Annotated in this window: 15 protein-coding genes; 6 read left to right on the top strand and 9 right to left on the bottom strand. The window is 44.4% G+C overall.

The annotated features are described in order from the left end of the window. Positions 1–90: 90 nt before the first annotated feature. The 5 genes from FED51_RS09585 to FED51_RS09565 all read right to left on the bottom strand — a co-directional run bounded on the left by FED51_RS09585 (position 91) and on the right by FED51_RS09565 (position 5,042). The gene (locus FED51_RS09585; protein WP_053431292.1) at positions 91–1,254 is read right to left on the bottom strand and encodes a DUF2515 family protein; all 1,164 of its coding nucleotides are present in this window, start codon (positions 1,252–1,254) and stop codon (positions 91–93) included. 70 nt (positions 1,255–1,324) lie between these two features. Beyond that, positions 1,325–2,512, bottom strand: a complete 1,188-nt coding sequence (locus FED51_RS09580; RefSeq protein ID WP_010897951.1) for a GTP-binding protein — start codon at positions 2,510–2,512, stop codon at positions 1,325–1,327. Between the two features lie 321 nt (positions 2,513–2,833). Beyond that, positions 2,834–4,057 (bottom strand): RtcB family protein, encoded by a 1,224-nt coding sequence (locus FED51_RS09575; RefSeq protein WP_053431293.1) that lies wholly within the window; start codon positions 4,055–4,057, stop codon positions 2,834–2,836. A 113-nt stretch (positions 4,058–4,170) separates the two neighbouring features. Further along, positions 4,171–4,857, bottom strand: coding sequence for an MFS transporter (locus tag FED51_RS09570; protein WP_053431294.1), 687 nt, complete (start codon positions 4,855–4,857; stop codon positions 4,171–4,173). A gap of 11 nt (positions 4,858–4,868) precedes the next feature. Beyond that, complete coding sequence (locus FED51_RS09565; RefSeq protein ID WP_138090461.1) at positions 4,869–5,042, bottom strand: MFS transporter; 174 nt, start codon at positions 5,040–5,042, stop codon at positions 4,869–4,871. 199 nt (positions 5,043–5,241) lie between these two features. Here FED51_RS09565 and FED51_RS09560 point away from each other — a divergent pair, with 199 nt between their 5' ends. From FED51_RS09560 to ymzB, 4 genes are all read left to right on the top strand, one after another. Next, positions 5,242–6,084, top strand: coding sequence for a LysR family transcriptional regulator (locus tag FED51_RS09560; protein WP_010897948.1), 843 nt, complete (start codon positions 5,242–5,244; stop codon positions 6,082–6,084). Positions 6,085–6,216: 132 nt separating this feature from the next. Next, the gene (locus FED51_RS09555) at positions 6,217–6,915 is read left to right on the top strand and encodes a helix-turn-helix transcriptional regulator (RefSeq protein ID WP_053431295.1); all 699 of its coding nucleotides are present in this window, start codon (positions 6,217–6,219) and stop codon (positions 6,913–6,915) included. An 85-nt stretch (positions 6,916–7,000) separates the two neighbouring features. Then, positions 7,001–7,333 (top strand): chaperone CsaA, encoded by a 333-nt coding sequence (gene csaA / locus FED51_RS09550; protein WP_010897946.1) that lies wholly within the window; start codon positions 7,001–7,003, stop codon positions 7,331–7,333. A gap of 54 nt (positions 7,334–7,387) precedes the next feature. Next, a complete protein-coding gene (gene ymzB / locus FED51_RS09545; protein WP_010897945.1) occupies positions 7,388–7,750 on the top strand; it encodes a protein YmzB in 363 nt (120 codons plus the stop codon). Between the two features lie 21 nt (positions 7,751–7,771). Here ymzB and FED51_RS09540 read toward each other — a convergent pair whose 3' ends face one another. After that, positions 7,772–8,167, bottom strand: a complete 396-nt coding sequence (locus FED51_RS09540) for a hypothetical protein (RefSeq protein WP_010897944.1) — start codon at positions 8,165–8,167, stop codon at positions 7,772–7,774. Between the two features lie 184 nt (positions 8,168–8,351). On the opposite strand from FED51_RS09540, the gene FED51_RS09535 reads away from it, so the two are divergent. Continuing rightward, positions 8,352–8,759, top strand: a complete 408-nt coding sequence (locus tag FED51_RS09535; protein ID WP_053431296.1) for a DUF4395 domain-containing protein — start codon at positions 8,352–8,354, stop codon at positions 8,757–8,759. Between the two features lie 108 nt (positions 8,760–8,867). Here the strand turns inward: FED51_RS09535 and FED51_RS09530 are convergent, their stop codons facing one another. Then, entirely contained in the window at positions 8,868–9,923 is a 1,056-nt protein-coding gene (locus FED51_RS09530) for a DUF3900 domain-containing protein (RefSeq protein WP_053431297.1), read from the bottom strand. A 166-nt stretch (positions 9,924–10,089) separates the two neighbouring features. After that, complete coding sequence (locus tag FED51_RS09525; protein WP_010897941.1) at positions 10,090–10,389, bottom strand: hypothetical protein; 300 nt, start codon at positions 10,387–10,389, stop codon at positions 10,090–10,092. Positions 10,390–10,512: 123 nt separating this feature from the next. On the opposite strand from FED51_RS09525, the gene FED51_RS09520 reads away from it, so the two are divergent. After that, positions 10,513–11,376, top strand: a complete 864-nt coding sequence (locus tag FED51_RS09520) for a dimethylarginine dimethylaminohydrolase family protein (RefSeq protein ID WP_010897940.1) — start codon at positions 10,513–10,515, stop codon at positions 11,374–11,376. On the opposite strand, the gene fosB is transcribed toward FED51_RS09520, so the two are convergent. Continuing rightward, positions 11,373–11,798: a metallothiol transferase FosB gene (gene fosB / locus FED51_RS09515; RefSeq protein WP_010897939.1), complete on the bottom strand. Its 426-nt coding sequence runs from the start codon at positions 11,796–11,798 to the stop codon at positions 11,373–11,375. The two genes, FED51_RS09520 and fosB, sit on opposite strands and share 4 nt — an antisense overlap. Positions 11,799–11,816 lie beyond the last annotated feature (18 nt).

The raw sequence follows: 11,816 nt of genomic DNA, 5'->3' as shown, positions 1-11,816 counted from the left end.
CATGTACTCCAGCCTATATCATAGCAAACCTGCACTAGATATTGTGAACAAAATCTCATGCTCACAAACTTTTCTGTCTGGAAAGCATAATCAATCGCTACCAATACGAGAAATTAGAAATAAGAGATCGATGAAGGTAGCAAATTTCTCTGTTTGTACAAACGTATCGGGCGGAGTCACCTCGCCAAAATGCAAAAACGCTTCTTTTTTATACCAATCGCTTTCAGTGTCTCGGACTGCCTTCTTTCGCTCACCCCACGCTTGAGACAACGTAGGACTATGTAGAAAAGGCTTTCCCTTAACAAGCGAGCGATGCCCCTGCTGTAGTACCGCTCGCTTATCACTAGAAAACAAGTGTGGCCACATGTCTTCGCGAGATCCTGAAGGTTTAAAGGATTTCGCAAACCATTCATATGACTCGCGATGCCTTGGCAAGCCAAAGGTGAGAGCATAAAGTGTTCTGTTCTGTTGAATCCGTTCGGCTACCTCTGTCCACTCATTCATCCTCATTCCAACAACTGTTCGTGGCACTTTTTTCGTCGCAAAAGGAACGAGAATGAACGGTCGGGATAAAAACTGTTCGATGATATATGGAGAATCGGCAAGTGCCGATGTGATACGTTGCCGATAGTTCGCCATTGTTGATTCGAGGCGATATTGTTCATTTATGAGTAAGGCTGTCGTGACCATTTTAGAATCTTCGGTTTGAAAAAAATCTTCCCAGAAAGGGATCATAAAACGGGAGACCCCAAGTGATGGAAGTAGATGAAACAGCGGTTTTCCATGCTTAAGACTTTCTTCAAATAGCAGCAGCTGAGGATAGGCATCCTGAAAGATGACCGAATTGGCTTGCTCGAAAAAAAGATAAAAAGCTTCCTTCTGCTCGAACGATAGAAACGGATGTAACAAGCTCCCTTGAAGATCTGTCATTCGCCAACCATAATTACGAGATACAATGTGGGCAAGCAATGCCCAATGGACTTCTGGATGACGGCTGAAAAACGTTAAATACGCATTCGTTCGTGATCGATTGTTCTCGTTTGCTTTCTCCGTTTTTTGCTTGATCTGCTCAATGATCGTTTTCACTGTCGGAAACAACGCAACGGATTGATAAGAGTACTCATCCACTTGTCGCTTTAATCGTTCCACTCTTTGCTGATCAAAGGAAATCGATGGCCAATCGACAAAGCGAAAGGTTTCTAATTTAACAGTTTCATAGATTTGAGAAATGAATGCTCCGATTGACCCAAACATAATGCCTCTCCTCCTTCATCCATTATATATAGAAAAGGAGGAGAATAGTAGAAGGGAGTGTCAACTTAGATTACTGTTCAGTAAACGATGGCAGAGGATCTGGTAAGGCAGACCAGTCTTGTCCCAACTCTTCGTCTGTTAATAAACAGGTGTCAAGACTTTTCTCGATTTCCTTTCGATCCATATCAAGTCCAATAAAGACAAGCTCATTCATTCGATCCCCGTACTTACGGTGCCAGCGCGCAGCTAACTCTGGTTCTTCAGCCAACACTTGTTGTTGCTCTTCTTTATCATAAGCTGCGACCCAGAGTCCAGCTCCTTGAATGACAATCGAAGTCCCGGCCTGAGAAATAAGCCCTGCCATTTCGTTGCGCGTCGCTAGCCAAAAGAAGCCTTTCGCACGCACTACCTCTTGCGGCCAATTCTCCAACCATTCCATCCATCGTTCAGGATGAAACGGCCGCTGCCGTTTATACACAAACGATGAAATTCCATATTCTTCTGTTTCGGGGGTGTGCTCCTCATTTAATTCCTTAATCCAGCCAGCACCTTGGCTTGCCTTATCAAAATCAAACAGACCTGTATGCAATATGCGGTTCAAGTCTACACGACCGTGGGAAACTGGCAAAATCTCAGCCTCTGGATTTAATTTGTGTAAAACAGCAGTCAGTTCCCGTACGTCATCTTCCTCGACAAGATCTACTTTATTCAAGAGAATGACGTTGGCGAATTCAATTTGGTCAATAAGTAAATCGACAACTTCCCGTGTATCCGCCTCATCATCCGTTTGCTTACGATCCAGAAGACTCTCCCCTGACTCATAATCCTCCCAAAAGCGGTTGGCATCAACGACAGTCACCATCGTATCGAGTGTACAACGGTCCCCTAAATGTATTCCCAGTTCTTCATCAAGATAAGTGAACGTTTGTGCAACCGGAATCGGTTCAGAGATTCCAGTGGATTCGATTAGGATGTAATCAATATTCCCGAGCCGCGCAAGCTTTTCCACTTCAATAATTAAATCTTCTCGGAGTGTGCAGCAAATACAGCCGTTTTGTAATTCCACAAGCTTCTCATCGGTTCGAGTAAACCCTCCTTGTTTGACAAGAGTGGCATCAATATTAACTTCGCTCATGTCATTGACGATGACCGCCACCTTCATCCCCTCTTTATTGGCCAGCACATGATTTAACACCGTTGTTTTTCCGGCTCCTAAATAACCGCTTAACACAGTTACAGGTATTTTTCCTATGTTCATTTTATGCTCCTTTCCCACGTCTAAATAATTGATAAAAGTTATCATTACGATTTGAATTACAGAAACAATTTATCATCTTCCCCATTTTTAATCAAAAACGAAGAAACGGTTCAGCCATGGATGCCACCTCCGTTAATAAGCCACGTAAGTTACATCCGAAATCCCCTTAAATTAAATCGTAATAATTACGCTTTGTATTGTAGAGGAATTTTCACGTAACCGCAAGTAGTCCGCTTTTCCAATCTCCCCTTCACTAAATATACGTTATGCGTTCATTACGTATTGTACATAACATAGAGAGGCTACAATAATGCAGCCTCTCTAATCTTTATAAGGATCAAATTCCCCTTCGCCTGCCATGCAGACGCCAATTGGCTTCAACACATGTTCAATGCTTAGCGTCTGTTTGTGCGCTTCTAAAACGTCTGCTAATTTTTTATAAACAAATGGGCTTTCATCCGTACCACCGCCGCGTAATTCAACACCATATTCTTTAATCGCTTGCTTCATCTGATCCGGTGTGATTTTCCCACCACTTCTCGTCCGGGTTTTCCAGTTCATTTTTCCAGCCGCCTCTGTCCGGCTCATGATGCGACCAGCTCCGTGAACTGTACTATAAAAAGCGTCTCTATTTTCCTCACTGTCCACGCCGCGAACGATCACGGAAATGTCACCCATGCTTCCACCGATAAAGCCCCACTGGTTTGGTGCAGATGGGGTTGCCCCTTTACGAACGATGACATATTCTTCGCCATTGTGCGTTTCCTTCCACGCAAAGTTATGATGGTTGTGTACAGAAAAAACAGCTTCTGCCTGCAAGATGTCTAACACTTTTTGAATCACGTAATCTCGGCCAGCATATGCATATTTACCTGCAAGTTGCATCGCCCTGTAGTACATGTCGCCAATTTCAGAATCTAAGTCTAAGAGTGTAGGGGCATCTTCCATCCGTTCGCCTTTGACTTTATCAGAAAACTTTACTCCTTTGGCCAAGTTCATGAAGCCGCTCGCCGTTTTGTGTCCAAATCCTCTACTGCCAAAATGGTTTGCCACCCAAACGTCGCCTGTAGCTTCCTCGACAAAAAGGTCAACGAAATGATTGCCACTTCCTACCGTACCTAGCTGTTTTTTCGCCAGCGTCTTTAAATTGTCATGCTCCTGCTTTCCTATTTCTTGATAAACGCTCCAATCAGAATCATCGAAAAGGTCATGCTCTACCTTCTCGCGATTGCTTCTGCCAACCCCAAAAGAAATCGATTGAGCCAATTCATCCATAATCTTAGATAGCTGATCTTTTATATCCACATATTTCACATTTGTTTTTACAGCCTTGTTGCCACATGCAATGTCATATCCTACCCCTGAAGGTGAGATTTGATTTCGATACACAACGACACCACCGACCGGCTGACTATAGCCCTTATGATGATCAGCCATCAACAGTACTTGTTCTACATCCCCATGCTGAGCGCATGTTACTGCTTGATCAACAGCGTTCTCTATTGGATCTCCCCATACTCTGACACCTTTTATTTCCTGATACAACGTTCTTCTCTCCTTTTCTTTATACCGAGCATCCAACGTAGTGACTAGATGGTAAGTCTCTCATTGGATAACAATACCATAAATATCATCCATATGGAATCATTTCTGAACAATTATGCCGCCACCTCTATCAATTGTTTAAACCTCTGTTTCCTTGATAATACCCAGCCGTATACGATGCAGAAAACGACCGGAACAGTGAGAATCCCGTAAATAAACTCTACTCCCGCTTGTACTGCCACAAAACCAAAGACCGGAGCGCTAATCGTAACAGCTCCTTGATTGAGAAGCATACGTAAACTTGCGAGTCTCCCGTGGTACGCACGATCGGTCGCCATCTGTTGCACCGATTGGAGCAGCACCCTGACCCATGTCGTTCCAGCACCGATGAGAAACAAGCCAATCATTGCACTGTAAAAAGAGGAGGAGAAAAACACAATAGTCAAGCCGAGTACAATGATGAAAAAGGAATGAGTCACTACATGATGTTTCGCTTGCCTCCACCACCATGCACCCGCCATTCCGGCAGTAGCCCCGCCTAGAGCTATTGTCGTATCGAGCCAGCCATGCACAATGGCCGAAACGACAACGCCAAGGTAGCCTGTCATGAGTCCACCTGCAGTAGCACCAAGTAAACCACCTAAAATACCTAAAGCCGATGAGCGGGAATAGATTACAGGTAGTTCCTTTAATTGAAATTGTTCCGCAACAAAAGCTTGAATCGCGGGACGAAACAAAGAGCCTGCGACTTGTATAAGCATATGGCAGCCAATGATCCATCCAATCTGCATGTGATCCAACAAAATGACGCCTAAAAAACCGCCATTCCCCCACTACTCGTAAGCAACGCAATGATAACAAGGTGCTTGTGTATCCACCGATCCACTATGACACCGATCCACGGCATTAAAAGCACACTTGGTAAAAAGCCGAAGCCAACAAGACTTCCGAGAACAAGTGGGTCTTCTGTCTCATAATAGATCATCTATGTGACCGTCACGAAATGAATGGCACGCCCAGCTTCAGCGAGAAAAAAACATATGTAGATGGTAAAAGCTTGATCGCGCATCGGCCTCCCCCCTTTCCACATTCTCCACTATTTACTATAATCAAATTGAATAGATTAAGATACTTTATCTTTTTAATCATCTTTGATTTGAAAAAATTATCAAGGAGTGGGCGCAATGAAACTGGATGACTGTCAGCTATTAATCCATGTTCACAAGGCGGGGACGATGCGAGGCGCAGCGAGATCCTTGCACCTATCACAGCCAGCGATTAGCCAGCGACTCAAGCAAATGGAGGATTTATGGGGCGGGGCAATTTTTATTCGCACACACAAAAAGCTATTGCTTACACCTCTTGGAGAAAAGGTACTTACATTTGCACAAGAAACACTCTGGCGGACAGAGCGACTTCGCGAAGAGCTTGAACAAATGAAAGGGTCTGTCTCGGGGCGATTATCGCTCGGCATCTCTTCCGTTGTCAGCCATTATCTTATTCCGCCACTGTTAGAGAAGTATACGAAAGCGTATCCGCGCGTAAACATTGAGCTCATATCAACGACAAGTGATCAAATTCGCCGAACGTTCTCCTCCTATCATGTGGCGATTTTTCGCGGAGATCGACTGCCTGAGCAAGCGAGCCATTTGCTTCTAGCAGATCCTCTATATCTTGTATTTGACAAGGACATTCCGATTGAGAAGCGACCGCTGATTCAATGGAAAAGTGATCCTTCCCTCGAAGCACTTATTCAAGCATGGATGCGAAGCGTTACTAGCTTCACTTTCCGTGGTCATGTTTCTGTCGATCAAATTGAAACATGTAAACAGCTCATGCTCCGGGGAGTTGGTGCAGCGATCTTACCGGAGATGGCGATAAAAGATGTGTCGGATCAATGTTTCCATAAGCTTCCTCTTCAGCTCGATAACCAACCGCTTGAGCGGCAAACATGGGTACTTTATGAAGAAGAAGCCCTTAGCCTTCCACAAGTAGAAGCGTTTTTACAGTTGCTCCCCTTAAAATAAAAAACGTTTTCATCTGGAGCTTCTCATCCTTATCCGATACAATGTGAACTATAGGCGGCTCGCCTGCTCGTCTATTTTCGTGTTCAGATTCCGTTTTTGACTGACAGGAACATACAGGAAGGTGGCTCACCAATGAATGCGATCCAATGCGAAACGAGAACGTACGAACGTGAGTACAACACTCATGATCATTCGTATGGACAAATGTTGTTTGCATTACATGGGGCAATGGAAATCCAGACCCCCGTTTATGATACGTTTCAATTAGAGGCGAACTTCGGGCTTTATTTGCCCCCTCATGTTAACCACCGCTTTCGGGCTGTCGCAAGAAATGAATTTTTAGTCGTTGATATCCCTGCTCGTTTTCTTGGGGATGCGGTTACGACAGAGCAGCATGTAGCACTTGATGAAACGTGGGGAGCCCTTTGTCATCTGTTTCGAGGGGAAGCATATCAGCCTGCTTCCAGCCAATCATTGCGCCCGCTCGTCGACTATTTAACGAGCAAGTTGGCAAAAAAGACACTCCCTGCCTCCATACATTATATGAAGCAGCATTTTTCCGAACCGTTATCGCTCGAGACTTTAGCAGCCATCGAGCACTACCACCCAGCCTATTATTCATCATGGTTTAAAGGCTACACTGGGATGTCTCCAAGCGAGTATTTGCAAAAGCTTCGAGTGAAAGCAGCGAAACGGCTACTTGGGGAAACGACATGGTCTGTCGCAAGAATTAGTATAGAAGTCGGCTATACCCATCCGTCAGGGCTCGTCCGCGCGTTTACAAAAGTGGAAGGGATGACCCCGTCGGCTTATCGTAACACCTTACATTAGGCGCTTTTTTTTCTTGATTGAAGCATCACCTTTCATGAAACCGTTGTTTACAATCGATGATGACGAATAGAAAGGAGTGCTTTTTGTGGCAACGTTCGAAGATTTTCAAAAGATCGACTTACGTGTTGGTACGATTCTAACGGCCGAACCATTAGAAAAGGCTCGTGTCCCAGCGTACAAGCTAACGATCGATTTTGGCGAGGATATAGGTGTCAAGCAATCCAGCGCTCAGCTGACCGAGCGATATACGCCTGAACTGCTGATTGGCAAACAAATAGTGGCAGTTGTCAACTTTCCACCAAGACGTGTGGCTGGATTTAAGTCGGAGGTGCTTGTTCTCGGCAGTGTTCCCGAACAAGGAGATGTTATTTTACTTAAACCAGATACACCGGCCCCTAATGGCTCACCCATCGCATAGCTCTGCCCTCTTTGGGTACACTACGTAAGAGATTTAGCAAGAGGGGGTCCACACATGGATGCACGGGAACAATTAACCGATTGGCTTGAGGCTCACAAAGATCAGAAGTTGATGATTTCTAAACAGGAATATGCAACAGGAATGGCATCAATAACCGATTCGGATCAAGTCTCTATGACGCTAGAGGCCGTTACTTTTATTGATAGTGAGAATCGAGATTTAGACGGTTATGTAGCCAATCATGAACTTGTGCTTCATGGGGAAGGCTCCATTCAAGGCTCCGAACATGCAACAGGTCCACTACCAGATCATCGCTTCGATATTCAACTGGAAGATGGGATGACCATCTCTGCCGACGGAAATCAACTAATCGTCGAAACGAGTCGTGCTAAATATTTTCTAGAAGCGGAAGTGTAGGCATGAAGAAAGAAGGCGGAATTACCGCCTTCTTTCCTCATGCCCGCCATTGTTTTCTGCCACAATCACGATTTTCCCCGCATTCGCCTGAGGCGGATAGCTTTCACGGATTGAGGCATCCCCACTCGGGAGCCAAACAAGTAATTGATCCCCTTCGTTCATTTCGGTAATGGACGTTTCTTTCCCTTCCTCATCTTCAATATTGGTTTGCTCATTGATTGTAAATGAGAAGTTCTGATAGTCATTTCCTTCGTCTGATCCTTGCCCAGTTAACAGCACAAACCCCTGGTTCTCATCTACTACACTTACATGAACAACCTTTCCTTGGTAAAAAGGAGGGAGATCCCCATCGACTGAATGAGCAGTTCCGCAACCTGCCAACAGAAACAGAGCCAATCCATATAAGAGCCATTTCACTGTCGATGTCCCCTTCCATGTTCCTCTCTTTTACCTTTAAGACGTATTGAGGCAAGAAAAAGTTTCACATTTTTTCAATGAACACTATATGATTTTTCATGCGGCAATCGTCACACTTTCACTAACCCCTGTCTTCCTGTTATACTTTTCGTAAGCTAAAACCTTCAGGGGGGAGTAGTACAAATTGAGTATCCCAAAGCCGCTCGTTCAGATCAATCAACTGTTTCTCGTCATTACGGTCATCCTCGGGGTAATTGTGAGTCCTTGGATATTATGGCTGCCTTTTGTCGTTGGTGTGATCGCATTAGCGTTTCGTAAAAACCTTATCATGATCACATTTCAGCCTTTGTTAAAAAAACCTGCTGACACGTATCCGCCAGAAGATGCGGATCAACAACGCTTCAATCAATGGATTGCAACGATCTGCATCGGGATCGCCATTCTTACGTTTGCTACAGGTTTTTCTATACTCGGACTTATCTTTTCGATCATGGTTGTCGTTGCAGCAGGACTTGCCCTTTGTGGCTTTTGTATCGGCTGCACCATTCGCTATCGTTACTTGATGTGGAAGCATAAACAGCAAAATGGATAAGGGAGGCTACCTCAAAAGTTAATTTATTGAGGTAGCTCCCTCCTAAGCTCGTATTCACAATGATGGCCACCGCTACCAGTTTTCCCAAGGTTTACACTTCTTATATGTTTATCCCCTTATCTTCTTTAGCACCTCTTCCAATGGCTCTGGCTTTAAAAATTCAACCGGCGAATAGCCTTTCTCAAACTGAAACGAATCCCCTTCAATGAGTAAGACGTATTTCCCGTTTGTTTTTGCGATGTGGAGTGATTCACCAAAATCAGACAGCATCGCTTTTACTTGCAAATGGTCTAGCTTTAGTTTTAACTCAAGCTCAGGCTGTTGTTCGACAATCGGAGCCGCTGCCTCTATGACTTGCTCTGGCGTCCATTGCTCTTGCAACTCGCGCTTCGGCGTGTTCGCCCATGCTTCAAGTCGCTCCTCTTCTGCCATTCGCACATCGCTTTGCTCTTCATATGTGGCGGCAATATGAGAATGGGCCTGCTGGATGACATGCTCTTTGATGATTTCGGGCATTGGCTTTTCATATGTGACAAATGGTAAAAAATCTTCAAAGTAACGGGCATGTGACGCTTGATGAAGCTTTAACTCACCTTCCTCAACCATTCCTTCCTCTGGCATATACGGATACTGAATCGATTTCATATTTTTAGTTGTAATCGCCATTTCAACTTCCTTGATTAACGTGGAAGCGTCAGAAATATGAGCCACTTTTTGCTCAAAGTCGCATTTTAAAAGAAACAAAAAGGGGTTGTCCATGTATTGGTTTAGCTTAGCCCGAATGACGATGAACGCCCCTCCTCGGATCGCACTCGTATCCATATACCCACGGACTAACGCTTCGCCTTCCTTCTGAAAGGCTTCGGGGTTCTTGGCAATCAGAAGGCGCTGAAATTGATTATAATTCGGGTTCGATGACAGACCATGCCCAGGTTCAACGGTAAAGCGACCGATTTTCGTTGGTACGTTGTCCGATTTCGGAAAGCGGTCCACCTTTCGTTTTGAAATTTTCATCAATTCCCCATCTAAAAAGGACGATAGCGTGCTATGTTCATAGCCAGCTTGATCTAATGTTTGAAAATGTGTAAAGTGTTTGGTCACTTGTTCCCCTTGTCCGTCCATACGGATAACAAAAAAGGATACATACTGTACGGTAAAATCCATCCTACTCTCTCCTCGCGACATGACTCATTACTCTTGTCTATATGAATCGATCCAATTTTGAATCGCTCAAACGATCAAGACGCTCAAGTTGTTCGATTCACTCGTCGCTATCTTTAATCTACATGTCAAAACCCTCTCGCGATGTAGAGGGCTGACTGGATAAAACCTATCGATTGTGCAAAAAAACTTCCACAGCTCGCTTCACTTTTTCATTCTCCTTTGCGTGAATGGGCTGAACGATAAAATGATCTCCATCAAGCTTTCCCTCTACTCTTAGTCCTTGTTTTTCTAGAAAGGATAAGACATCGTCTGCCTCTTCTGACGCCGTCATCAGCTCACATTTGCCAAGATACTCTTCTCCTACATAGAAATCATAACTGTCATGAGCTTGTTTTACATCTTCTGTATTATCTATTGGGAGGAAAGGGATAAAAAATCGCCCTCCTCCAGTGTCATTGTTAAACATCAAACGTCCCTGCTTTCTCTTTTTTATTAGTATGGCTTAGAAGGCCCTCCCTTATGACTCATGACAGCTCATGGAAAACAGGCAGACGGGTATGCTATGGAAAACGGAGAAAGGAGAGAACAAATGGGACTCTTAAAAAGACCAACAACGCTCACCCAATGCAAAACAGAATATGGCGTTTTAAAAGATGTCATTGTCTGTGAACCAAAGCATATGACGCTGCGAAACATGATTAACGAAACGCAAAAAAAATTTAAAAACGAAGACATCCACATTGAAATTGCAATGGAGCAGCACCATGAGTTTGTCCGCGTGTTGCAAAAACACGGTGTCAACGTTCATCTACTTCCCGTCAACGAAAAATACCCTGAACAGGTGTTTACTCGTGACATTGGCTTCACCCTTGGGCAAACGACCTTCGTCGCCGATATGGCGCACGATGTTCGCAAAGGGGAAGAGAACACGTTAAAAGAGTGGCTCGAACTGAAAGGCATTTCTTATTACAACTTAGTAAGTGATGAGATCGAAGGAGGCGATGTCATCATCGATCGCCATTCCATCTACATTGGCATCAGTAACCGTACAAACATGGCAGCGATTGAGCATATCCAACGCCTTCTCCCTGAGTATGAGGTAATCCCCGTTCCATTCCATCCAAAATATTTACACTTGGACTGCGTGTTTAATATCGTTTCTCCCCACGAGGCCCTCATTTATCCAGGTGTAATGAACAGAAAAGAAGAGAAGCTGATCGCTTCTCGCTATGATTTGATCGAAGTCACAGAAGAAGAACAATTCACGCTCGGTACCAATGTGCTATCAATTGGCCATAAGCGCGTCATCAGTCTGCCTGTAAACACGAATGTTAATGAGCAACTGCGCAAGCGCGGCTTTGATGTGATAGAAGTGGACATTACAGAAATTATCAAATCCGGTGGTTCGTTCCGATGCTGCACGATGCCCTTACGGCGGGAGGACGACGTTTAATCATCAAAGAAAGTCATATGCGGCTTTGCTTCCCGATAATAGTCTAATCGGTCGTTCAATGTTCCACAATGAAATTCAAACTTATGGCCATCAGGATCGGTAAAATAAATGGACTGGCGATCACGTGGATCCCGTGGTCGCCCTTTTAAAATATTTACCCCTAATCCAGCAAGACGTTCATATGCCTCCTCCATTTCCTCTTCCCCAACGGTGAAAGCAATATGAGTGTACGACTGATGGATTTCATTTCTTGGGATATCCGGCTCCTCATTTAAGGCAAGCCATATTCCTTGAAGATCAAAATAGGCCGTTGTTCTTCCTTTCACGAGTAGCTTTGCGCCAAGAGCCTTCTTATAAAACTCAATGGATCGCTCTAAGCACTTTACTGAAAAAAGCAAGTGGTTAATCCCTTGAATACGCATAATCCCTCCCCTTTTCAT

Origin of the sequence: Halalkalibacterium halodurans, from assembly GCF_005671335.1 — a bacterium.
Taxonomy (GTDB): domain Bacteria; phylum Bacillota; class Bacilli; order Bacillales; family Bacillaceae_D; genus Halalkalibacterium; species Halalkalibacterium halodurans.
The sequence above is the reverse complement of the archived record's forward strand: the minus strand, read 5'-3'. Positions and strand labels throughout refer to the sequence as shown.